27 protein-coding genes are annotated in these 24,270 nt (G+C 42.1%); all 27 read left to right on the top strand.

Annotated elements, in window-relative coordinates; all coding sequences use genetic code 11:
• Positions 1-21 precede the first annotated feature (21 nt).
• The 27 genes from BO219_RS11600 (at position 22) to rpsO (ending at position 24,235) form a co-directional block, all read left to right on the top strand.
• Positions 22-453: a chemotaxis protein CheW gene (locus tag BO219_RS11600; protein ID WP_077429643.1), complete on the top strand. Its 432-nt coding sequence runs from the start codon at positions 22-24 to the stop codon at positions 451-453.
• A 7-nt stretch (positions 454-460) separates the two neighbouring features.
• A complete protein-coding gene (locus BO219_RS11605; RefSeq protein ID WP_077429644.1) occupies positions 461-1,096 on the top strand; it encodes a chemotaxis protein CheC in 636 nt (211 codons plus the stop codon).
• Positions 1,089-1,589 (top strand): chemotaxis protein CheD, encoded by a 501-nt coding sequence (locus tag BO219_RS11610; RefSeq protein ID WP_077429645.1) that lies wholly within the window; start codon positions 1,089-1,091, stop codon positions 1,587-1,589. The genes BO219_RS11605 and BO219_RS11610 overlap by 8 nt, the downstream gene beginning before the upstream one ends.
• Positions 1,589-1,903: a hypothetical protein gene (locus BO219_RS11615; RefSeq protein ID WP_077429646.1), complete on the top strand. Its 315-nt coding sequence runs from the start codon at positions 1,589-1,591 to the stop codon at positions 1,901-1,903. Before BO219_RS11610 ends, BO219_RS11615 begins: the two co-directional genes overlap by 1 nt.
• Before the next feature lie 32 nt (positions 1,904-1,935).
• Complete coding sequence (locus BO219_RS11620) at positions 1,936-2,667, top strand: FliA/WhiG family RNA polymerase sigma factor (protein WP_012575284.1); 732 nt, start codon at positions 1,936-1,938, stop codon at positions 2,665-2,667.
• A 37-nt stretch (positions 2,668-2,704) separates the two neighbouring features.
• Positions 2,705-2,962, top strand: coding sequence for a hypothetical protein (locus BO219_RS11625; protein ID WP_077429647.1), 258 nt, complete (start codon positions 2,705-2,707; stop codon positions 2,960-2,962).
• 10 nt (positions 2,963-2,972) lie between these two features.
• Positions 2,973-3,428, top strand: coding sequence for a hypothetical protein (locus tag BO219_RS11630; protein ID WP_077429686.1), 456 nt, complete (start codon positions 2,973-2,975; stop codon positions 3,426-3,428).
• Positions 3,429-3,566: 138 nt separating this feature from the next.
• On the top strand, positions 3,567-4,274 hold the full coding sequence (rpsB, locus tag BO219_RS11635) for a 30S ribosomal protein S2 (RefSeq protein ID WP_003394841.1): 708 nt from the start codon (positions 3,567-3,569) through the stop codon (positions 4,272-4,274).
• Positions 4,275-4,398: 124 nt separating this feature from the next.
• Positions 4,399-5,280 carry a translation elongation factor Ts gene (tsf, locus tag BO219_RS11640; RefSeq protein ID WP_004891028.1) on the top strand — a complete coding sequence of 294 codons (882 nt, stop codon included), beginning with the start codon at positions 4,399-4,401 and terminating at the stop codon, positions 5,278-5,280.
• A 62-nt stretch (positions 5,281-5,342) separates the two neighbouring features.
• A complete protein-coding gene (pyrH, locus tag BO219_RS11645) occupies positions 5,343-6,065 on the top strand; it encodes a UMP kinase (RefSeq protein ID WP_004891026.1) in 723 nt (240 codons plus the stop codon).
• 1 nt (position 6,066) lies between these two features.
• Positions 6,067-6,618, top strand: a complete 552-nt coding sequence (gene frr, locus BO219_RS11650) for a ribosome recycling factor (protein ID WP_006322344.1) — start codon at positions 6,067-6,069, stop codon at positions 6,616-6,618.
• A 93-nt stretch (positions 6,619-6,711) separates the two neighbouring features.
• The gene (locus BO219_RS11655) at positions 6,712-7,476 is read left to right on the top strand and encodes an isoprenyl transferase (protein ID WP_077429648.1); all 765 of its coding nucleotides are present in this window, start codon (positions 6,712-6,714) and stop codon (positions 7,474-7,476) included.
• Between the two features lie 6 nt (positions 7,477-7,482).
• Positions 7,483-8,250, top strand: coding sequence for a phosphatidate cytidylyltransferase (locus BO219_RS11660; protein WP_077429649.1), 768 nt, complete (start codon positions 7,483-7,485; stop codon positions 8,248-8,250).
• Positions 8,251-8,256: 6 nt separating this feature from the next.
• Entirely contained in the window at positions 8,257-9,411 is a 1,155-nt protein-coding gene (dxr, locus tag BO219_RS11665) for a 1-deoxy-D-xylulose-5-phosphate reductoisomerase (RefSeq protein WP_077429650.1), read from the top strand.
• 15 nt (positions 9,412-9,426) lie between these two features.
• Entirely contained in the window at positions 9,427-10,683 is a 1,257-nt protein-coding gene (gene rseP / locus BO219_RS11670) for an RIP metalloprotease RseP (protein ID WP_077429651.1), read from the top strand.
• A 29-nt stretch (positions 10,684-10,712) separates the two neighbouring features.
• The gene (locus BO219_RS11675; RefSeq protein ID WP_077429652.1) at positions 10,713-12,407 is read left to right on the top strand and encodes a proline--tRNA ligase; all 1,695 of its coding nucleotides are present in this window, start codon (positions 10,713-10,715) and stop codon (positions 12,405-12,407) included.
• An 83-nt stretch (positions 12,408-12,490) separates the two neighbouring features.
• Positions 12,491-16,783, top strand: coding sequence for a PolC-type DNA polymerase III (locus BO219_RS11680; RefSeq protein WP_077429653.1), 4,293 nt, complete (start codon positions 12,491-12,493; stop codon positions 16,781-16,783).
• 148 nt (positions 16,784-16,931) lie between these two features.
• A complete protein-coding gene (rimP, locus tag BO219_RS11685) occupies positions 16,932-17,402 on the top strand; it encodes a ribosome maturation factor RimP (protein WP_077429654.1) in 471 nt (156 codons plus the stop codon).
• A 27-nt stretch (positions 17,403-17,429) separates the two neighbouring features.
• The gene (gene nusA / locus BO219_RS11690; RefSeq protein ID WP_077429655.1) at positions 17,430-18,533 is read left to right on the top strand and encodes a transcription termination factor NusA; all 1,104 of its coding nucleotides are present in this window, start codon (positions 17,430-17,432) and stop codon (positions 18,531-18,533) included.
• 45 nt (positions 18,534-18,578) lie between these two features.
• Positions 18,579-18,818: an RNase P modulator RnpM gene (gene rnpM, locus BO219_RS11695; RefSeq protein ID WP_275531843.1), complete on the top strand. Its 240-nt coding sequence runs from the start codon at positions 18,579-18,581 to the stop codon at positions 18,816-18,818.
• On the top strand, positions 18,808-19,107 hold the full coding sequence (locus tag BO219_RS11700; protein WP_077429657.1) for a YlxQ family RNA-binding protein: 300 nt from the start codon (positions 18,808-18,810) through the stop codon (positions 19,105-19,107). Before rnpM ends, BO219_RS11700 begins: the two co-directional genes overlap by 11 nt.
• An 18-nt stretch (positions 19,108-19,125) precedes the next feature.
• The gene (infB, locus tag BO219_RS11705; protein WP_077429658.1) at positions 19,126-21,309 is read left to right on the top strand and encodes a translation initiation factor IF-2; all 2,184 of its coding nucleotides are present in this window, start codon (positions 19,126-19,128) and stop codon (positions 21,307-21,309) included.
• Positions 21,306-21,584, top strand: a complete 279-nt coding sequence (locus BO219_RS11710) for a DUF503 domain-containing protein (RefSeq protein ID WP_004891008.1) — start codon at positions 21,306-21,308, stop codon at positions 21,582-21,584. Before infB ends, BO219_RS11710 begins: the two co-directional genes overlap by 4 nt.
• Before the next feature lie 14 nt (positions 21,585-21,598).
• On the top strand, positions 21,599-21,958 hold the full coding sequence (rbfA, locus tag BO219_RS11715; RefSeq protein WP_003394813.1) for a 30S ribosome-binding factor RbfA: 360 nt from the start codon (positions 21,599-21,601) through the stop codon (positions 21,956-21,958).
• A gap of 47 nt (positions 21,959-22,005) precedes the next feature.
• Positions 22,006-22,902, top strand: a complete 897-nt coding sequence (gene truB, locus BO219_RS11720) for a tRNA pseudouridine(55) synthase TruB (RefSeq protein WP_006322302.1) — start codon at positions 22,006-22,008, stop codon at positions 22,900-22,902.
• Between the two features lie 9 nt (positions 22,903-22,911).
• The gene (gene ribF / locus BO219_RS11725) at positions 22,912-23,883 is read left to right on the top strand and encodes a bifunctional riboflavin kinase/FAD synthetase (protein ID WP_077429659.1); all 972 of its coding nucleotides are present in this window, start codon (positions 22,912-22,914) and stop codon (positions 23,881-23,883) included.
• Between the two features lie 82 nt (positions 23,884-23,965).
• Positions 23,966-24,235, top strand: coding sequence for a 30S ribosomal protein S15 (gene rpsO / locus BO219_RS11730; RefSeq protein ID WP_004891005.1), 270 nt, complete (start codon positions 23,966-23,968; stop codon positions 24,233-24,235).
• Positions 24,236-24,270 lie beyond the last annotated feature (35 nt).

Raw genomic sequence — 24,270 nt, forward strand, 5'->3', positions numbered from 1 at the left:
AAGCGAGAGGGGGAATTTGATGTGGCTGAGCTGAAAGTAATTGTGTTTCAATTAAAAGACGAAGAATATGCGATTCCAGTGCAACAAGTGCGCTCCATCGAAAAAATTCAACATATTACACGCGTTCCTCGCGTGCCGAAATATGTGAAAGGTGTCATCAATTTACGTGGGGTCGTTACACCAATTATTGATTTACGCATGCGTTTCGGGTTAGAAGAAGCGCAATTTTCCGATCATACGCGCGTCATTATTGTGGCGCTTGATGACATTGAAGTCGGCTTAATTGTTGATGCTGCGAACGACGTCGTTGATATTTCGACAGAAGCGATCGAACCGCCACCAGAAGTGGTTGATGCAACAACCGCAGATTATATTAACGGTGTTGTAAAAATTGAAAAAAGACTTTTCATTTTATTAAACTTAGAAAAAGTACTAAAAACAGAGAAAGGATAAATCGTCCATGTCATATTTTGAACGGATGGATGCCGTCCATATGGACATACTAAAAGAGATTGGAAATATTGGTGCGGGTCACGCAGCAACAGCGTTATCAAAGCTGTTAAATAAAAGAATTGAAATGACGATTCCGGATGTGCGCATCATTTCATTTGATGAAATGATGGACATTGTCGGAGGAGCTGAAAATGTCGTTGCTGCTGTTTTTTTGCGCATTGAAGGGGATGCGCCTGGCAATATGTTTTTTGTATTATCGATCGAGCAAGCGGAACGATTTATCCAACAAATGATTGGTGACGAACAATTTAAATTAGAACAAGATTGTTCGGAATTATCGTTGTCCGCATTGCAAGAGCTGGGTAACATTTTAGCAGGCTCGTATTTATCATCTTTATCAGACTTTACACGTTTAAATTTATATCCATCTGTTCCGGCACTCAGCATCGATATGATCGGCGCAATTTTAAGCTATGGATTAATAGAAATGTCACGTGTCGGTGACCATGTCATCGTCGTTGATACGGCAATTCATGAGGAGCATCAGCCGAATGATCGAGTAAATGGCCACTTTTTCTTGCTTCCCGACCCTGAATCATTTCATATCATCTTTCGCGCTTTAGGTGTGGACCGTGATGAATGAAGTTGTTCAAGTTGTAAAAGTCGGCATTGCTGATATGAACGTTGTAAAGGCACCGCATGTCATTCGCACATGCGGACTCGGCTCGTGCGTCGGTGTTGTTGTATATGATTTAGTGAAAGAAGTGGCTGGCATGGCGCACGTGATGTTGCCAGATTCATCGTTAGCAAAATCCGAAACAATGAATGTAGCGAAATATGCCGATACCGCAGTAGAAGAATTGGTTCGGCGCGTGATCGGGGCAGGAGGAAGAAACGGTCATTTGAAAGCAAAAATGGCTGGTGGTGCACAAATGTTCCAATTTCGTACAGGGACGACGGATATGATGCGTATCGGGCCACGCAACGTTGAAGCTGTTCGTGAGCAGCTTCAGCGCTTTCGCATTCCGATTGTCGCCGAAGATGTCGGGGGAAATAGCGGACGAACGATTGAATTTCATCCAAAAACAGGCATGTTGCTCATTCGAACAGTAAATCAAGGGGTACGGGAAATGTAATGGCTGGTACATGGAAATTTAACGTTAGCTTTGCTTTATTCGGCTGTATGATCGCCTTTTTCTCTTCATTGCTACAAAATAGTATATGGACTTCTACCATTCGAGCTTTCATCACATTTATCGTGTTCTTTGTTTTTGCATTTATGATTCGTTGGATGGTCGCATTTATCCAACGAGATGAATCAACACCGAATGCTTCGTTTACACAAACGAACGACATAGAAGTTGAACAGATGATGGAAAGCTTAAGCGAAGAAGAACAACAAAAAGTAGCCGAGTATATTCGTCAACTGTTAAATCACGAAGAAAAATAAATGCAAAAGCGTAGCTTAGGGGGGATGACATATTGTGCTGGCAAAAGTGGATAGATACTCGCGATCGTGAAGCGGGTGATCAACTTATTGAGAAGTACATGCCACTTGTCGATTACCACGTCCAACGCATCGCTTCATCCCTTCCAAAAAGCGTAAAAAAAGAAGACTTGAAAAGCTTAGCGTTACTCGGCTTGTACGATGCGTTAGAAAAATTTGATCCTTCACGTGATTTGAAGTTTGACACGTATGCTTCATTTCGTATTCGTGGTGCCATTTTAGATGGATTGCGCAAAGAAGATTGGCTTCCGCGCAGCGTACGAGAAAAAGCAAAAAAAATCGAAGCGACGATCGAGCGGTTGCAACAAATGCATATGCGTGACGTGAGCGCCAAAGAAGTGGCGGATGCGTTAAATATATCAGAAGATGAAGTGTATGCGGTCATGAATGAACAGTTTTTCGCGAATGTTTTATCGCTTGATGAACGGCCGTTTGACGATGATGATGATCAACCGTCGTTTACGATACGCGACGATCACTCACCGTCACCCGAAGAACATATGTTACGGGAAGAACAAATTGCCCAATTGGCCCAAGTCATCCAACAATTGAATGAAAAAGAACAGTTAGTGATTAGTTTGTTTTACAAAGAGGAACTGACGTTCACAGAAATCGGGCATATTATGGGACTGTCGACGTCACGAATTTCCCAAATTCATGCAAAAGCGTTGTTTAAAATGCGCAAACTGATTGAGCAAGCAGTATGACAGTCCTTCATCAATCTTTATGAAGGAAGTGAAACCGATGAGTTTAAAGTTAATCGAGTTACAAGTAGCGTTACCGAAAACGCATGAGCTCGGAAAATGGCAAGAACATATACAACAGTACGGACAGCTTGCTCAACAACAGCTTGCATCAGAAATGAAAAAACAAGACGAGCGCATTCGGCAACAAGTGACGAAAGCTGAACAAAGCGAGCGTGCTAAATGGAAAAAACAATCTGAGCAAAAAGAAAAAAGCAAACATCCTTACAAAGGAACGCATATTGATTTTATCGGATAAGAGGGATGATATGACGACGTTTTTATGGTTTGCTAGCTTCGTTTTGCACGGTATTTCGCTCTTTCTTATTATTCTTTTGTCTTTAAAATGGGTAAAAATTAAAGAGACGGAAAGAGAGCAAGCGGAGCTTATTCGTGAGATGGAAACGATGATGACAACGTATTTAATGCAATTTAAAGAGGAAAATGAGCGCTTTGTTAAACAAATCACATCATCGGCTGTTCGTCAAAAGAAAAGAGAAACTCCGCCTTCGCTTCGAGAAGAACAACCGTCGCTTCCGATTGACGACGTTGTCGACCGCATCGAGTTATCAACAACTACACCAAAGGGAGAGCAATCGCTTGAATCGCTCGTTTCGGAAGCATTAAAGCTTCAACAACAAGGAAAAACGATCGACGAAATAGCGAAAGCGTTAAAACGTGGCAAGACAGAAATGGAGCTTTTGCTTAAATTTCACCAAAAGTAGTTGAATGTGTTTTTTAATTGTGATATAGTTCTATTTGGTGTGAATACACACGCTCATCGATTTAAGCAACGGTGCTGCTTTGCAGTCTTGCTTAAAAATGACATGAGCGGAGGAAAAAACCGTGTAGGAGGATGAAAGATGTCTGTTATTTCAATGAAACAGTTGCTTGAAGCAGGGGTTCACTTCGGGCATCAAACACGTCGCTGGAACCCAAAAATGAAAAAATACATTTTCACTGAGCGCAATGGTATTTATATCATTGACTTGCAAAAAACAGTGAAAAAAGTAGAAGAAGCGTACAACTTCGTTAAAGAACTTGCAGCAAATGGCGGCACAATCTTATTTGTTGGTACGAAAAAACAAGCGCAAGATTCTGTGAAAGAAGAAGCAGAACGTTCTGGCATGTTTTACGTGAACCAACGTTGGTTAGGTGGAACGTTAACAAACTTTGCAACAATTCAAAAGCGTATTAAACGCTTAAAAGAAATCGAAAGAATGGCTGAAGATGGCACATTCGATGTATTGCCTAAAAAAGAAGTGGTAAAACTAAAGAAAGAGTTAGAGCGTCTTGAAAAGTTTTTAGGCGGTATTAAAGAAATGAAAGAGTTGCCAGATGCGTTGTTTGTTATCGACCCACGCAAAGAGCGCATTGCCGTTGCGGAAGCTCGTAAATTAAACATTCCGATCATCGGAATCGTGGATACAAACTGTGATCCAGACGAAATCGACTACGTCATTCCTGCAAACGACGATGCGATTCGTGCTGTGAAACTTCTTACTTCTAAAATTGCTGATGCGATTTTAGAAGCAAAGCAAGGCGAAGAAGCTGTTGTCACAGCTGAGTAAGCATGCGAAAGGTGATAAGAGGGGGGCCTTTTATCACCTTTTTTTAAGAAAGTTGGGCATACTAAGCCTGCGAACCGTTTCGGTTTGTATACATACGAGGCACATAAAAAGGAGGATGTTTAACATGGCAATTACTGCTCAAATGGTAAAAGAATTGCGCGAAAAAACTGGCGCAGGAATGATGGACTGCAAAAAAGCGTTAACAGAAACAAACGGCGATATGGAAAAAGCGATCGACTGGCTTCGTGAAAAAGGAATGGCGAAGGCAGCGAAAAAGGCAGATCGCATTGCAGCTGAAGGAACAACATTAATCGAAGTTGATGGGAATGCAGCTGTCATTTTAGAAGTAAACTCTGAAACAGACTTCGTTGCGAAAAACGAAGGATTTAAAACATTAGTAAAAGAATTGGCGGATCATTTATTAAAACATAAACCTGCAACAGTAGAAGAAGCGTTACAACAAAAAATGGACAACGGTGCAACAGTAGAAGAGCACATCAACGCGGCGATTGCTAAAATCGGTGAAAAAATTACGTTGCGTCGCTTTGCTGTTGTAGAAAAAGGCGACAACGCAGCATTCGGTGCCTATTTGCACATGGGTGGTCGCATTGCTGTATTAACAGTACTAGAAGGCACAACAAATAGCGACATTGCAAAAGATGTAGCGATGCACATTGCTGCTATTAATCCAAAATACGTTTCTCGCGATGAAGTATCTGCAGACGAAATCGCTCGTGAGCGCGAAGTATTAAAACAACAAGCATTAAATGAAGGAAAACCAGAAAACATCGTTGAAAAAATGGTTGAAGGCCGTTTAGGTAAATTTTTCGAAGACATTTGCTTACTTGAGCAAAGCTTCGTAAAAAATCCTGATGTGAAAGTACGTCAATTTGTAGAATCTAATGGCGCAACTGTAAAAAGCTTCATCCGTTACGAAGTAGGCGAAGGCATTGAAAAACGTCAAGATAACTTCGCTGAAGAAGTTATGAGCCAAGTTCGTAAGTAATGAAGACAAATAGGGAACACATACGTGTTCCCTATTTTTAAAGAACGGTATGGAGGTTTAAAATGAAAAGCCCAAAGTATAAACGTGTCGTTTTAAAATTAAGCGGTGAAGCGTTAGCTGGTGACCAAGGATTTGGCATTAATCCGTCTGTCATTAAATCGATTGCTCAACAAGTAAAAGAAGTAGCGGAACTTGGAGTTGAAGTAGCGGTCGTTGTTGGTGGCGGGAACATTTGGCGTGGAAAAATCGGCAGTGAAATGGGCATGGATCGCGCCACAGCTGATTATATGGGTATGTTAGCAACAGTGATGAATTCGCTCGCTTTGCAAGACAGCCTCGAGCAACTTGGGGTACAAACGCGCGTACAAACGTCGATTGAAATGCGCCAAGTGGCAGAACCGTACATTCGTCGACGGGCGATTCGTCACTTAGAGAAAAAACGCGTCGTCATTTTTGCGGCAGGAACAGGAAATCCGTACTTTTCAACAGATACGACAGCTGCGCTTCGTGCTGCCGAAATCGAAGCAGACGTCATTTTAATGGCGAAAAACAACGTAGATGGCGTATATAGTGCCGATCCGAAAGTAGATAAAAATGCAGTCAAATATGACGAGCTATCTTATTTAGACGTCATTAAACAAGGATTGGGCGTCATGGATTCGACCGCCTCATCGTTATGTATGGATAACGATATTCCGCTTATCGTTTTCTCGATTATGGAAGAAGGAAATATTAAACGTGCTGTATTAGGCGAAAATATTGGAACAATTGTAAGGGGGAAATAAGATGCAAGTATTAACGAACGCAAAAGAAAAAATGGATAAAGCTGTTCAAGCTTTTTCGCGTGAGCTCGCAACCATTCGTGCAGGTCGTGCCAATCCTGCGTTGTTAGAAAAGATTACAGTAGATTACTACGGCATGCCAACACCAATCATTCAATTAGCAGGCATTCAAGTGCCAGAAGCGCGTCTTCTTGTCATTCAGCCGTATGACAAATCCGTATTGAAAGAAATTGAAAAAGCGATTTTAGCATCCGATTTAGGTTTAACACCTTCAAACGACGGTTCAGTTATTCGCATCTCTATTCCGCCACTAACGGAAGAGCGTCGTCGCGAGCTTGTTAAACTTGTAAAAAAATATGCTGAAGAAGCGAAAGTTGCTGTGCGCAACATTCGTCGCGATGCAAACGACGAGTTGAAAAAACTCGAAAAAAATGGCGAAATTACAGAAGATGAGTTGCGTGGTTATACAGAGGATATCCAAAAATTGACGGATGATCATATCGCAAAAATTGATGCGATTACGAAAGAAAAAGAGAAAGAAGTCATGGAAGTATAAGTCCCTCTATGTTTATAGAGGGTTTTTTGCTATAATTACGAAATAGGGCGCACAGCCTAATCATGTTGGATCAAAGCTGGAGGATACGCGCTAATGTTTGAAAAGATGAAAAGATGGAAAAACAAAGAAGAAGGGCATGAAAAAGAAACGATTTTACAAGGTCCGATCCCTGCGCATGTGGCAATCATTATGGATGGAAACGGACGATGGGCGAAAAAACGTGCATTGCCACGCATGGCTGGGCATTATGAAGGGATGCAAACGGTTCGGAAAATTACGCGCTTTGCGAATGAACTCGGCGTGAAAGTGTTAACGTTATACGCATTTTCAACAGAAAATTGGAAACGACCGAAAACAGAGGTCGATTATTTAATGCAGTTGCCGGAACAATTTTTGAACACATTTTTGCCAGAGTTAATCGAGGAAAACGTGCAAGTACGCGTCATGGGACATAAAGAGCAATTACCTTCACATACGCTGCGTGCGGTTAATAAGGCGATTGAAGAGACGAAACAAAATACGGGGTTAATCTTAAACTTTGCGTTAAACTACGGAAGTCGTGCAGAAATCGTGCATGCCGTTCAAAAGCTCGTTGACGATGTGCAAAACGGAGCGATTCAAGCAAGCGATGTGAATGAACAACTATTTCATTCATATTTGATGACAAACGATTTACCAGATCCAGATTTACTTATTCGCACAAGCGGTGAGATTCGTTTAAGTAATTTTATGCTTTGGCAACTAGCTTATACAGAATTTTGGTTTACGGATATATTGTGGCCAGATTTCACCGAACAACATTTTTTACAGGCGGTACATGAATTTCAACAACGAAGCCGTCGATTTGGAGGCGTGTAATTTCATATGAAACAAAGAATTATAACAGCAATTATTGCAGCTTCAATCTTTTTACCAATCGTCATATATGGCGGATGGCCATTTTTCGTTTTAACGTATGTACTAGCTACAGTTGGTTTATTTGAACTCATTCGTATGAAGCGCATGTCCGTGTTTTCATTTCCTAGCGTTGTTAGTTTTCTTTCATTATGGCTCTTTTTATATCCACATGAACATATGATAAATATATGGATCCTTATCATCAGTCTCTTTTTGTTGCTCATTTATACGGTCATATCGAAAAATGCGTTTACGTTTGATGATGCAGCGTTTATGGTTGCCGCTTTACTATACGTAGGTGTCGGTTTTTACTCTTTTGTTCAAGTGCGTGAAGCCGGATTATCGTACATTTTTTATGCGCTCTTTTTAATTTGGGCAACAGATAGTGGTGCATACTTTATTGGCCGTGCATTCGGAAAACGAAAGTTATGGGAGCATATTAGCCCAAATAAAACCGTTGAAGGAGCGATTGGTGGCATTGTATGTGCTCTTGTTGTTGTGAGTATTTATGAGTGGCTATCGCCGTTTTCCCCGTCTTTTCTCATGTTGCTCATTGCGACAGTCATTTTATCCGTTTTCGGCCAGCTTGGAGATTTAGTAGAATCCGCTTTTAAACGTCATTACGGAGTAAAAGATTCAGGAGCGATTTTGCCCGGACATGGCGGCATTTTAGATCGCTTCGATAGTTTGTTATTTATTTTGCCTATTTTACATTTGTTTTACCTTGTGGCTTAAAAAGGAGTGAATAGTTTGCGAGCAATTAGTTTATTAGGAGCGACTGGCTCGATCGGCATGCAAACGTTAGATGTCATTCGCGCTCATTCTAATGCGTTTCGTCTCGTTGCTTTTTCAGCCGGACGAAACATTGAGCAGGCTCGACGTATTATTGAGCAATTTTCACCAAATGTTGTATGCGTCGCGCAAAAGGAAGATGCTGAACGGTTACAAAGCGAATATAAGGGACGAGTACGCATCGTTTTCGGTGAAGACGGGCTCATTGAAGTAGCAACAGTTCAAGAAGCGGATATTGTTGTCAACGCAGTTGTTGGGAGCGTTGGGTTAGTTCCTACGTTAAAGGCGATTGAGGCGAAAAAAACGATTGCGTTAGCGAATAAAGAAACGTTAGTTACCGCAGGTCATCTTGTTATGAAACATGCTGCCGATTATGGCGTAACCATTTTGCCTGTCGATAGTGAGCATTCTGCTATTTTTCAATGTTTGCAAGGGGAACAACAAAAAAATATCGAATATATTATTTTGACGGCATCTGGTGGGAGTTTTCGCGATCGGACGCGCGAACAACTACAGCATGTTACGGTGGAAGAGGCGTTAAAACATCCGAATTGGTCGATGGGAGCGAAAATTACAATTGATTCTGCAACGATGATGAACAAAGGACTCGAAGTGATCGAAGCACACTGGTTGTTCCACTTACCGTATGAACAAATTGACGTGCTGTTACATAAAGAAAGCATTATTCATTCGATGGTGCAATTTCACGACGGAAGTGTCATCGCTCAACTAGGAACGCCAGATATGCGCGTACCGATTCAATATGCATTAACATACCCTGACCGTTTTCCGCTACATATTGAACGGCTAAACTTAGCACAAGTAGCCACGTTGCACTTTCAAAAAGTGGACATGGACCGATTCCGTTGTTTACAATTTGCTTATGAAGCAGGAAAAATCGGCGGAACGATGCCGACCGTATTAAATGCGGCCAACGAAGAAGCGGTGTCGGCCTTTTTAACTGGACGAATATCGTTTTTAGCGATTGAACAATACATTGAACAAGCAATGAATTGGCACGTACCGATCGCTCATCCGGATTTGGAAACGATTCGTACAGTTGATCGCGAAACGCGACAATATGTAAAATCACTATACATGTAAAAGGTGGTTGAAACTTTGGAAACGGTTATTTCTTTTATTGTTATTTTTGGTGCGCTTGTATTTTTTCATGAATTAGGACATTTCATTTTTGCTAAGCGGGCAGGCATTTTATGCCGTGAGTTTGCGATCGGATTTGGTCCAAAAGTGTTTTCGATGAAAAAAGGGGAAACGACGTACACCATTCGTTTACTTCCACTCGGCGGTTTTGTGCGCATGGCTGGCGAAGACCCTGAAATGATTGATGTTAAGCGCGGTCAAGTTGTCGGATTATTGTTTGACTCGGAAGGCAAAGTGAAAAAAGTAATCGTCAATCATAAAGACGAATATCGAGATGCCAAAATCATTGAAGTGGAGCGCGCTGACTTTGAACATGAGCTATATATTGAAGGCTATGAAGGTGATGATGATCACTTACAACGCTTTGAATTAAGCGATCCAGCTTACATCGTTATTGATCGGGAAGAAGTGCAAATTGCACCGTATCATCGTCAGTTTGGTTCAAAAACGCTCGGGCAGCGAGCGATGGCCATTTTCGCTGGTCCGCTTATGAATTTCGTGCTAGCGCTTGTCATCTTCATTGTTATTGGACTATTACAAGGTTATCCTGTCGATAAACCGATCATTGGTGAATTGACGGAAGATGGGGCTGCGCTTAAAGCCGGATTAAAGCAAGGGGATATCGTTATTTCGATTGATAGCCAGTCGATGTCTTCATGGACGGATGTGGTGACAATGATTCGGAAAAGCCCAGAAAAACCGCTCCAGTTTCAAGTAAATCGCAACGGCCAAATAATTGATCTCATCGTTACACCTGAAAAGAAAACGATCGAAGGTGAGACGATTGGGCTAATCGGTGTGTATGGGCCAATGGAAAAATCGATTGCAGGTGCGATCAAACAAGGAGCGTTAGAAACGTACTATTGGACAAAAGAAATTATCGTTGGGCTAGGTCATTTATTGACGGGGAAATTTTCATTTGATATGTTATCTGGACCTGTTGGTATTGCGGTTTCGACTCACAAAGTCGCCCAATCTGGCGTGTATTACTTAATGAAATGGGGAGCTATTTTAAGCATCAACTTAGGAATTATTAACTTGCTTCCACTTCCGGCGCTCGATGGCGGACGATTAACGTTTTTTGCAATTGAGGCGTTACGTGGAAAACCAATTGATCGCCAAAAAGAGGGTATTGTACATTTTATCGGTTTTGCTCTTCTCATGTTGCTTATGCTTGTTGTTACATGGAACGATATTCAAAAATTTTTCCTATAAATCAATGAAGTAAGAGGTGCTAAAAAAAGATGAAACAAAGTATGTCGTTTATTCCTACATTACGTGAAGTACCGGCAGATGCGGAAATTAAAAGTCATCAACTTCTCCTCCGTGCCGGTTTTATTCGTCAAAACGCGAGCGGAGTATATAGCTTTTTACCGCTTGGTAAGCGTGTATTACAAAAAATTGAGGCGATCATTCGTGAAGAAATGGAGCGAGCAGGCGCGGTAGAGCTACTAATGCCAGCGCTTCAACAAGCAGAGTTGTGGCAAGAGTCAGGTCGCTGGTATTCATACGGACCTGAATTAATGCGTTTAAAAGATCGCCACGAGCGTGACTTTGCGCTCGGTGCAACTCATGAAGAAGTCATTACGGCACTTGTGCGTGATGAAGTGAAATCGTATAAACGTTTGCCGCTTACGCTTTATCAAATTCAAACAAAGTTTCGTGACGAAAAGCGTCCACGTTTCGGTTTGCTTCGTGGTCGTGAGTTTATTATGAAAGATGCATATTCATTTCACGCTTCACACGAAAGTTTAGACGAAGTATACAATAAAATGTACGAAGCTTATGCCAATGTGTTCCGTCGTTGCGGATTAAATTTCCGCGCTGTCATTGCCGATTCTGGGGCGATGGGCGGAAAAGATACGCATGAATTTATGGTTTTATCCGATGTCGGTGAAGATACAATTGCATATTCAGACTCGTCTGACTATGCTGCGAACATTGAAATGGCTCCTGTCATTACGACATATGAGCGGAGCGATGAACCGCATGCGTCGCTTGAAAAAGTGCATACACCAGAACAACGTACAATTGAAGAAGTAAGTCAATTCCTTCAAGTGCCAAAAGAAAAATGCATTAAGTCGCTATTATTTAAAGTAGATGATCGCTATGTGCTCGTTCTTGTGCGTGGTGACCATGAAGTCAATGACGTAAAAGTAAAAAATATATTAGAAGCAACAGTGGTGGAGTTGGCGACACCAGAAGAAACGAAACAAGTGATGAATTGCGAAATCGGTTCACTTGGCCCAATCGGTGTCCGAAACGATGTGCTCGTTTTGGCGGACCACGCGGTAAAAGCGATTGTCAACGGTGTATGTGGGGCCAATGAAGCACACTATCATTATAAAGGGGTCAATCCGGATCGTGATTTTGTTGCGCAATACGCGGATGTTCGTTTCATTCAAGAAGGAGATCCATCACCAGATGGAAAAGGAACGATTCGCTTTGCGCGCGGAATTGAAGTAGGGCATGTATTTAAACTCGGCACGCGTTACAGTGAAGCGATGAATGCAACATACTTAGATGAAAATGGACGTACGCAACCGATGATTATGGGTTGCTATGGTATTGGTGTCTCTCGCACGCTTGCAGCGATTGCTGAACAATATAATGATGAGCATGGACTTATTTGGCCGACATCTGTTGCTCCGTTCCACGTCCACCTCATTTCTGTCAATCCGAAAGTGGACGAGCAACGAGAACTTGCTGATGAATGGTACGTACGTTTGCAACAAGAAGGATTTGAAGTGTTGTATGACGATCGTGCCGAGCGTCCGGGTGTGAAATTCGCTGACAGCGATTTAATCGGCTTACCTGTGCGTGTAACAGTCGGAAAACGTGCAAGTGAAGGAATTGTCGAAGTAAAAGTTCGCAAAACAGGTGAAACAGAAGAAGTACATGTGTCGCAATTAGTGGAGACTTTGCGCCGATATTTGTAAAAGGCAGAGAGGGGGATCCCCCTCTTTCTGTCGTCTATCACTCCCAACCAACGTACAAAAAAAGGGAGGTTTAACGAACAACGATGGGAGAAGAACAAAAAGAGCGATTTTCTATTTTACTACAACAACTACAGCTCACTTCTTCGAGTATAGCAAACGACTTAGCACACGGACGGATTAACAAAGTTGTTGTTAATAAACAAACGAAATGTTGGCATTTTTATTTTCAATTTCCTACGATTTTACGAGCGAATGTATATGCCGAGTTTCGTAAACGATTAATCGAACAATTTCGCCATATCGCCCATGTGCAATGCACAGTTGTAGCAGAGGATCAAACGTTTACTGCTGAAGATGTCGCGATGTATTGGCCGATTTTTATTGACACGATTCAACAAAACTCGCCTCTTCTTTCCTTGCTCGCGCAACAGCAACCGGAAGTGAAGGGGACGAAAGTCACTGTGCAAGCGCGCAACGAAGCAGAAGCGATTGCACTAAAAAAAAGATTTGCGCCATTGTTTACTGAGACGTATGTATCGTTTGGCTTTCCTCACTTACAATTAGAAGCGGGCGTGAAACATGATGCGCAACAGTTTGAACAATTTTTAGCTCAAAAACAAAAAGAAGATGAAGAACGAGCGTTAGCCGCATTTATGGAAGCGATGCCGAAACAAGAAGAGACAAATATAACCGAAGCAAGCGGCCCGCTTGTAATTGGCTATCAAATTAAAGATGAAGAACATATTCGTTCGCTCGATCAAATTGTGGAAGAAGAACGTCGTGTCGTCGTACAAGGATACGTCTTTGATGCCGAGGCAAAAGAACTAAAAAGTGGCCGTACGTTATTGACGTTAAAAATGACGGACTATACAAACTCTATTCTTGTGAAAATGTTTTCACGCGATAAAGAAGATGCGGAATTAATGCAACGTGTAAAAAAAGGTATGTGGGTTAAAGTGCGCGGTAGCGTGCAAAACGATACGTTTGTGCGCGATCTTGTGCTCATTGCGAACGACCTAAATGAAATAAAGCCGAACGAGCGACAAGATACAGCCGAGGAAAAACGTGTGGAATTGCACGTCCACACACAAATGAGTCAAATGGATGCGGTCGCTTCGATTACAAAACTCGTTGAACAAGCGAAAAAATGGGGACATGAGGCGATTGCTGTGACGGACCATGCCGTTGTTCAGTCGTTTCCGGAAGCGTATAGTGCGGGAAAAAAATATGGTGTGAAAATTTTATATGGACTAGAGGCTAATATTGTTGATGACGGGGTACCGATCGCTTACAATGAAGCGCATCGACGGCTCATGGACGATACGTTTGTCGTGTTTGACGTGGAAACGACAGGACTGTCGGCCGTATACGATACAATTATTGAATTAGCAGCGGTCAAAGTCAAAAACGGAGAAATTATCGACCGTTTTGAGTCGTTTGCTAACCCGCATCATCCGCTTTCTGCGACAACTATTGAATTAACAAAAATTACAGATGATATGTTAAAAGATGCACCAGACGTCGAAGAAGTATTAGAAAAATTTTATCATTGGATCGATGACTGCGTGCTCGTTGCCCATAATGCAACGTTTGATATTGGCTTTTTAAATGCAGGATTTAAGAAAATCAATCGTGGCAAAGTAACTAATCCAGTGATTGACACACTTGAACTTGCTCGTTACTTATATCCAGAGCTAAAAAACCATCGTTTAAATACGCTTTGTAAAAAATTCAATATTGAATTAACCCAGCACCATCGCGCTATTTATGACGCAGAAGCGACAGGGGATTTACTCATTCATTTGTTGAAAGAACTTGATGAAAAAGGAATTCACTACATTGATCAGTTAAACGAAGCATCAAAAGAACAAGGAGCGTTTCAACGATCTCGGCCATTTCATGCCACGTTGCTTGTCCAAAATGAAGTGGGGTTAAAAAATTTATTTAAACTCGTATCGCTTTCACATGTGAACTATTTTTATCGTGTTCCCCGTATTCCGCGTTCCGTCTTGCAACAACATCGCGAAGGTATTTTAGTCGGATCAGGATGCGATAAAGGGGAACTATTTGAAGCGATGATGCAAAAAGGGATCGAAGAAGCAGAGGCGATTGCCCCGTTTTATGATTTCCTTGAAGTGCATCCGCCAGAAGTGTACGCTCCGCTTATTGAAATGGAATATGTGCGTGACGAAGCAGCGCTAAAAGAAATTATTACAAACATTGTACAGCTTGGCGAACGGCTCGGCATTCCGGTTGTTGCGACAGGAAACGTGCATTACATGAACCAAGAAGATAAAATTTATCGCAAAATTTTGATTCATTCACAATCCGGTGGCAATCCGTTAAATCGTCATGAACTCCCAAATGTTCACTTCCGTACAACAAACGAAATGTTAGAAGCATTTTCGTTTCTTGGTGAACAAAAAGCAAAAGAAATTGTCGTTACGAATACAAAAAAAATTGCCGATCTCATTGGAGAAGTGAAACCGATTAAAGATGAGTTGTACACCCCAAAAATTGAAGGAGCAGACGAAGAAATTCGGCGAATGAGTTACGAACGAGCGAAGAGCATTTATGGGGACCCGCTTCCGGACATCGTTGAAAAACGGTTAGAAAAAGAGTTGAAAAGCATTATTGGTCATGGTTTTGCGGTCATTTATTTAATCTCTCATAAACTCGTAAAAAAATCGCTCGATGACGGTTATCTTGTCGGTTCACGTGGTTCAGTTGGCTCATCGTTTGTTGCGACGATGACTGAAATTACAGAGGTAAACCCGCTTCCGCCGCATTACGTTTGCCCGAACTGCAAACACTCTGAGTTTTTCGATGATGGTTCGGTCGGCTCGGGATTTGACTTGCCTGATAAAGACTGTCCAAAATGTGGCGCGCGGTACAATAAAGATGGGCACGATATTCCGTTCGAGACGTTTTTAGGATTCAAAGGTGATAAAGTACCAGATATTGACTTAAACTTCTCAGGCGAGTATCAACCGCGAGCGCATAACTATACGAAAGTGCTATTCGGTGAAGATAACGTATATCGTGCTGGAACGATTGGTACAGTTGCTGACAAAACGGCGTACGGATTTGTCAAAGGGTATATAAGCGATAAAAATCTTCATGTACGTGCGGCAGAAATCGATCGTTTAGCTGCTGGATGTACGGGAGTGAAACGAACGACAGGGCAACATCCAGGAGGTATTATTGTCGTTCCAGATTACATGGACATTTATGATTTTACGCCAATTCAATATCCAGCCGACGATACAGAAGCAGAATGGCGGACGACGCATTTTGATTTCCACTCCATTCATGATAATTTATTAAAGCTCGATATTCTCGGGCACGATGATCCGACGGTCATTCGGATGTTACAAGATTTGAGTGGAATTGATCCGAAGACGATTCCAACAGATGATCCTGAAGTGATGAAAATTTTTAGTAGCACAGAATCGCTCGGGGTGACACCGGAACAAATTATGTGTAACACAGGAACGCTCGGTATCCCAGAGTTCGGTACGCGCTTCGTTCGTCAAATGTTAGAAGAAACAAAGCCAAAAACGTTTTCCGAGCTTGTGCAAATTTCGGGCTTATCGCACGGGACGGACGTTTGGCTTGGCAACGCGCAAGAGCTTATTCAAAACGGCACATGTACGCTATCAGAAGTGATTGGATGTCGTGACGACATTATGGTGTATTTAATTTACCGCGGTTTAGAACCGTCATTAGCATTTAAAATTATGGAATCCGTCCGTAAAGGAAAAGGATTAACGCCAGAGTTTGAAGAAGAAATGCGTAAACATGACGTACCAGAATGGTATATCGAATCATGCAAAAAAATTAAATATATGTTCCCGAAAGCGCATGCGGCAGCCTACGTTCTTATGGCGGTACGCATTGCGTACTTTAAAGTGCACCACCCGCTTCTTTACTATGCATCGTATTTTACCGTACGTGCAGAAGATTTTGATTTAGATGTCATGATTCAAGGATCTGCGGCGATTCGTCGACGCATTGAGGAAATTCAAGCGAAAGGGCTTGATGCGTCAGCGAAAGAAAAGAATTTGCTAACTGTACTTGAAATCGCGCTAGAAATGTGTGAACGGGGTTTTTCCTTTAAAAATATTGATTTGTATCGTTCACAAGCAACGGAATTTATTATCGATGGCAATTCACTTATTCCGCCGTTTAATGCCATTCCGGGACTTGGGACGAACGTGGCGCATACCATTGTACGTGCTCGTGAGGAAGGCGAGTTTTTATCGAAAGAAGATTTGCAACAACGCGGTAAAGTATCGAAAACGATTTTAGAATATCTGGAAAGCCGCGGTTGTTTGCAGTCGTTGCCGGATCACAACCAATTATCACTCTTTTGAATGAGTTGCAATTTTTTTGCCAATATGTTATAGTTCTAGTGGAAATGGTAAAGATAATGGACAAAAAGAGTGGGGAAACCCACTCTTTCGTATTGATTCGAGATTCCTTGCTGTTGCAAGGGATTTTCTTGCAGTTAGGAGGACCAATATGAAAAAAGTTACACACATCGTCGAAGAGCTTGTCACCCCGATCGTCACGCATATGGGGTTGGAGCTCGTCGATATTGAATATGTGAAAGAAGGTAAAAATTGGTTTTTGCGTGTGTTTATCGATTCCCCAACGGGAGTTGATATCGATCAATGCGGTGTCGTAAGTGAGCGGTTAAGCGAAAAGCTTGATGAAATCGACCCTATTCCCCACAATTATTTTTTAGAAGTATCATCACCGGGGGCGGAGCGTCCGCTTAAAAAGACGAGAGACTTCGAACGCGCTGTCGGAAAAAACGTTTATGTGAAAACGTATGAACCGATTGACGGTCAAAAAGAGTTCGAAGGGTTGTTGACCGCGTTTGATGGGCAAACCGTGACGGTAGAAGTGAAAGTGAAAACAAAGAAAAAAACAATCACGATTCCATATGAAAAAGTAGCTAGTGCACGGCTAGCTGTCATCTTTTCTTAATTCACATTAGAGGGGGACGACCGGTTCATGAATACAGAGTTGTTAGATGCTTTAACGGCGCTTGAGCGCGATAAAGGCATTAGTAAAGAAGTGTTAATTGAAGCGATAGAGGCGGCGATCGTGTCCGCTTATAAGCGCAATTTTAATCAAGCACAAAACGTTCGCGTTGATTTTAATCAAGAAACGGGAACGATTCGCGTATTTGCTCGCAAAGAAGTCGTTGATGAAGTGTACGATTCGCGCTTAGAAATTTCCCTTGACGAGGCGAAGCGAATCAATCCGAATTATCAAGTAGGCGATGTCGTTGAAATTGAAGTAACACCGAAAAACTTCGGGCGCATCGCTGCCCAAACAGCGAAACAAGTCGTCACGCAGCGCGTCCGTGAAGCGGAACGAGGCGTCATTTATGCCGAATTTGTTGATCGTGAAGAAGATATTATGACTGGCATTGTACAGCGGACGGACTCAAAATTTATTTACGTCAGCCTTGGCAAAATCGAGGCGTTGCTTCCGGTGAGCGAACAAATGCCGAATGAAACATATAAGCCGCATGATCGCATTAAAGTGTACATTACAAAAGTAGAGAAAACGACAAAAGGACCACAAATTTACGTATCGCGCACACATCCAGGACTACTAAAACGATTGTTTGAATTAGAAGTGCCGGAGATTTATGATGGGACGGTCGAAATTAAGTCTGTTGCACGCGAAGCAGGAGATCGCTCGAAAATTTCCGTTCATTCGGATAACCCAGAAGTCGATCCGGTTGGTGCATGTGTTGGACCAAAGGGACAACGAGTGCAAGCGATTGTAAACGAGTTAAAGGGCGAAAAAATCGATATCGTTCGCTGGTCAGCCGATCCAGTCGAATTTGTAGCCAATGCGTTAAGTCCATCTAAAGTGCTTGACGTCATCGTGAATGAAGAAGAAAAAGCGACGACGGTCATTGTGCCGGATTATCAATTATCGCTTGCGATCGGAAAACGTGGTCAAAATGCTCGTTTAGCGGCAAAATTAACAAATTGGAAAATTGATATTAAAAGTCAATCGGAAGCGGAACAATTAGGTATTTACCCTCGTTCTTCATCATCGTTCGAAGTTGACGAAGAGGAGATTAGTGAGGTGGAATAATATGCCAAAAAAATTCCGATGCGTAAATGTGTTGTCACAGGGGAAATGAAACCGAAAAAAGAGCTCATTCGCATCGTTCGTTCGAAAGAAGGCGATGTGTCGATTGATCCGACGGGAAAAAAAGCCGGGCGCGGTGCGTACATTACGTTAAGTAAAGAATGTATTTTGCTTGCGAAAAAGAAAAATACACTTGCGCACCATTTAAAAGCGACTATTGACGATTCGATTTACGAACAGCTATTACAGCTTGCCGAGAAGGAGAACAGAGAAACAAATGAATCATAAACCATGGGTCTCTTTTCTCGGACTGGCGAATCGGGCGCGCAAAGTCATTTCGGGAGAAGAGCTTGTTGTAAAAGAAATTCAGCGTAAACGCGCGAAGCTTGTCATTTTATCGGAAGATGCATCAGAAAATACAAGAAAAAAAATTTCCGATAAATGCGCGTTTTATCGCGTTCCGCTTTGTTACGTAGATAATCGCCACGAATTAGGTGGGGCGATTGGAAAAGGAGCACGGGTTGTTGTAGCGATTACAGATGAAGGATTCGCACAAAAGCTGAAAACGATGCTCTAACATTTTGGGGGTGAATGTATGTCAAAAATGCGTGTATACGAATATGCGAAAAAACATAATGTGTCAAGTAAAGATGTCATCCATAAACTGAAAGAAATGAACATCGACGTATCTAATCATATGACGATGATTGAAGCGGACGTTGTTGAAAAATTAGATCGTTCATTTAACAAAGGACAAAAACAAGAACAAAAACAAGAAGCAGAAAAAGAAGAAAAGAAGGCACCTGTGAAAAAGCCTGTTTTAGAACAGTTTGAAGAAGACGAAGATGAGGTCATTCAAACGAAAGTACCGATTAAAAAAGCAGTAGTCAAAAATCGCGAAGGGAAAAAACACGACTTGCAAATCCAACAAAAAGAAAAGAAAATTTTCAATAACAAAAAAAATAAAAAACAAAAACCTCAGCAAGCTCCACAACAAGAAGTGCAAAAGAAAAAAGAAAAAGAGCTTCCGAAAAAAATTACATTTGAAGGTTCATTAACGGTTGCTGAGCTAGCGAAAAAACTAGGTAAGGAGCCTTCTGAAATTATTAAAAAGTTATTTATGCTCGGCATTATTGCAACGATTAACAAAGATTTAGATAAAGATGCGATCGAGTTAATTTGCTCCGATTACGGTGTGGAAGTAGAAGAAAAAGTAACGATTGACGAAACAGAATTTGAGACAATTGAAATTGTCGATAACCCAGAAGATTTAGTCGAACGTCCACCTGTCGTCACGATTATGGGACACGTTGACCACGGAAAAACAACGTTGCTTGACTCGATTCGTCATACGAAAGTGACAGAACAAGAGGCAGGCGGTATTACACAACATATCGGTGCGTACCAAGTCATGGTGAACGGCAAAAAAATTACGTTTTTAGATACACCGGGTCATGAGGCGTTCACAACGATGCGTGCGCGTGGAGCGCAAGTAACGGATATCGTCATCCTTGTTGTTGCAGCCGATGATGGTGTAATGCCACAAACTGTTGAAGCGATTAACCATGCGAAAGCGGCAAAAGTTCCAATCATCGTCGCGGTCAATAAAATCGACAAACCAACAGCAAATCCAGATCGCGTCATGCAGGAGTTAATGGAATACGAACTCGTTCCAGAAGAATGGGGCGGAGATACAATTTATTGTAAATTATCGGCGTTAACGGGTGAAGGGATTGACAACTTGCTCGAAATGATTTTGCTTGTGAGTGAAATGGAAGAATTAAAAGCAAATCCAAACCGCCGTGCGACAGGAACGGTCATTGAAGCAAAATTAGATAAAGGTCGCGGTCCGGTTGCCACGCTTCTCGTTCAATCGGGTACGTTGCGTGTTGGTGATCCAATTGTTGTTGGTTATACGTACGGACGCGTGCGGGCAATGACAAACGATCTTGGTCGTCGCGTGAAAGAGGCAGGTCCATCTACCCCTGTTGAAATTACGGGATTAAACGAAGTACCGCAAGCAGGCGATCGCTTCATGGTATTCGAAGATGAGAAAAAAGCGCGTCAAATTGGCGAAGCGCGTGCGCAAAAACAAATTGCTCAACAACGAAGTGTAAAAGCGCGTGTCAGCCTAGACGACTTGTTTGAAAAAATTAAGCAAGGCGAAATGAAAGAGTTAAACATTATCGTCAAAGCGGATGTACAAGGTTCCGTCGAAGCGCTCGTTGCCGCATTGCAAAAAATCGAAGTCGAAGGTGTGCGAGTGAAAATTATTCACTCTGGTGTTGGGGCAGTAACAGAGTACGACATTATGCTTGCCTCGGCATCGAATGCGATTGTTATCGGCTTTAATGTTCGTCCGGATGCGAACGCCAAACGTGTCGCAGAAGCAGAAAAAGTAGACATTCGTCTCCACCGCATCATTTACAAAGTCATCGAAGAAATTGAAGCGGCGATGAAAGGGATGCTTGATCCGGAGTATGAAGAAAAAGTCATCGGCCAAGCAGAAGTTCGTCAAACGTTTAAAGTATCGAAAGTTGGTACAATTGCAGGATGCTATGTAACAGATGGGAAAATTACGCGCGATAGTAGCGTTCGCCTCATTCGTCAAGGCATCGTCGTTTATGAAGGACAAATCGATACGTTAAAACGTTACAAAGACGATGTAAAAGAAGTGGCACAAGGATACGAGTGCGGAATAACGATTAAAAACTTTAACGATATTAAAGAAGGCGACGTTATCGAAGCGTATGTCATGCAAGAAGTGGTACGTAAATGATCGGATACGTCGAATGTGAATGCATCATTTACGACGTCCAATCATTAAAAGAAAAGCGAGCCGTGTTGCAACGCATTGTCACACGGCTCAAACAAAAATATAATATATCAGTAGCTGAAGTCGATTATCAAGACGTATGGCAACGAACGAAGCTCGGAATTGTAGCTATTACGGCCGAACGAGCTGCGACAGAACAAGAGCTTCAACGTACGTTGCAATTCATTGATTCGTTTCCAGAAATCGAACGAACAGTTACAACATTCGAGTGGTTTTAATCGAGGTGATGATCATGAGTTTGCGAGCCACACGTGTAGGCGAACAAATGAAAAAAGAGTTAAGTGATATTATCGGTCGCAAACTAAAAGACCCACGCATTGGCTTCGTTACTGTAACAGATGTTCGAGTAACGGGCGATTTGCAACAAGCAAAAGTGTATATTTCTGTTCTTGGGGATGAAGAACAAAAGAAAAATACGCTCAAAGGATTAGCAAAAGCAACTGGATTTATTCGTTCGGAAATCGGTCAGCGTATTCGTTTGCGCAAGACGCCAGAAATTTACTTTGAAATTGATGAAACGATCGATTACGGACAACGCATTGAAAGTTTAATTAAACAAATTTCTGAAGAAAAAGAACATAAAGAAGAATAATGGATAGACATGCGTCTATCCATTTCCGTTATTTTAGAGGTGAAGCGATGGACGGAGTGTTATTGTTACATAAACCTGCGGGCATGACGTCGCACGACTGCGTCATGCGCATTCGTAAGCTATTTCAAACGAAAAAAGTTGGTCATACAGGAACGCTCGATCCTGACGTACGTGGTGTGTTGCCCATTTGCATTGGCAAAGCAACAAAAATTGTTGAGCTATTAACAGCGGAGAAAAAAACGTATGAAGGAGAAGTGACGTTAGGGATAGCAACGACAACGGAAGATGCATCGGGTGATGTTGTTTCAATCAAACCGATAGAACGGTCGATCGCTCGCCATGAAATTGAACATGTATTGGCTAAGCTGACAGGGGAAATTGAACAAACTCCACCGATGTATTCTGCAGTAAAGGTAAATGGAAAAAAATTGTATGAGTATGCGCGTGCAGGGATTGATGTCGAACGACCGAAACGACATGTACATATTTACGAGTTGCAACTCCTTGATGACAGGCAAGTATTTGCAGGTGAGCGTATATCGTTTCGTTTTCGGGTGACGTGTAGTAAAGGGACATATGTGCGTACACTTGCGGTTCAAATAGGCGAACAACTTGGATACCCAGCGCATATGTCCCGCCTTGTTCGCACAGCGTCCGGATCGTTTACGCTTGATCAATGTGTGACATTTGCTGACATCGAACAACACTTGTCGGCTGGTACTGCACATATGTTACTTTTACCGATTAAACGAGCGTTAGCCCATTTGCCGACATATGTACTGAATGATGAAGAAGAGAGAAAAGTAAAAAACGGAGCGCTTTTGCCAGCCCTGTCTGACATGTCTGCGCGTCTATTGATGATAAATAAGCAAGGTGAAGCATTAGCGATTTACATGCCTCATCCGACAAAGCAAGGCTGTATGAAACCTTTAAAAGTATTGTAGGTGAAAACAATGAAAACGATTTGGCTTTCCCATCCATTAAACGAAAAAAACAATGGTCCGCTTGTCATGGCACTCGGATATTTTGACGGTGTTCATCTTGGGCACCAAAAAGTGATTCAGACAGCGAAGCGAATTGCGGACGATCATCAATATAAAAGTGCGGTTATGACGTTTCATCCGCATCCGTCTGTCGTGCTAGGGCGCTCGAAGCAACATGTTCGTTTTATTACGCCATTAAAAGAAAAAGAAAAACAAATAGCTAAACTCGGTATCGATTATTTATACGTCGTTGAATTTACACCAGCATTTGCCCATTTGTTGCCACAACAATTTGTCGATGAATATATCATCGGACTCGGTGTGAAACACGTTGTGGCAGGGTTTGACTTTACGTACGGTCGCTTAGGAAAAGGAACGATGGAAACGTTGCCTTTTCATTCTCGACAGCAATTTACACAAACGGTAATCCCGAAACAGACGTTTGGCGAAGAGAAAATTAGTTCGACATATATTCGCCAGTGTTTAGCTGAAGGGGACGTTGAGCAACTTCCGCATTTGCTTGGGCGATTATATGAAGTAACAGGCAAGGTTGTTCATGGGGATAAACGCGGGCGTACAATTGGATTTCCAACGGCGAACGTTGCGCTTGACGATGATTACATCATTCCGCGTATCGGGGTATATGCGGTAACGGTCACGATCGACGGTAACACGTGGACGGGAGTATGTAACGTTGGGTATAAGCCGACATTTCATACGGAACAGCCGAAAGAGCCAACGATTGAAGTGCATGTATTCGATTTCTCAGCAGACATTTACGGTGCGAGCGTATCGATCCAATGGCATAAACGATTGCGTGATGAACGAGCGTTTTCTTCTGTTCAAGAGTTGATTGAACAAATTCATCGCGATGCGCAAGTGGCACGCGAATATTTTCAAAACCCCCTTGCATTTTATCGGAAAAACATGTATTCTATTTAATGTATGTTAACCATTGCTGGGCAATACGAGTCACCGCCGTTTGCTCGGTAATTGGGGCTGAAAAAAGAGGAGGTGAACAAGGATGGCATTAACACAAGAGCGTAAAAACGAGATCATCAACCAGTTCAAAATTCACGAAACTGACACAGGTTCTCCTGAAGTACAAGTTGCTATCCTTACAGAGCAAATTAACAACTTGAACGATCATTTACGCGTTCATCGTAAAGACCATCATTCTCGTCGTGGTCTTTTGAAAATGGTTGGTCGTCGTCGTAACTTACTTACGTACTTACGCAACAAAGACATCAACCGTTATCGTGAATTGATCAACAAACTCGGATTACGCCGATAAGTAAAAAGCGGGAGCATTCCCGCTTTTTATTAGTA

The sequence above is a fragment of the Anoxybacillus kestanbolensis genome, from assembly GCF_001996285.1.
In the GTDB taxonomy this organism is placed as follows: domain Bacteria; phylum Bacillota; class Bacilli; order Bacillales; family Anoxybacillaceae; genus Anoxybacillus; species Anoxybacillus kestanbolensis_A.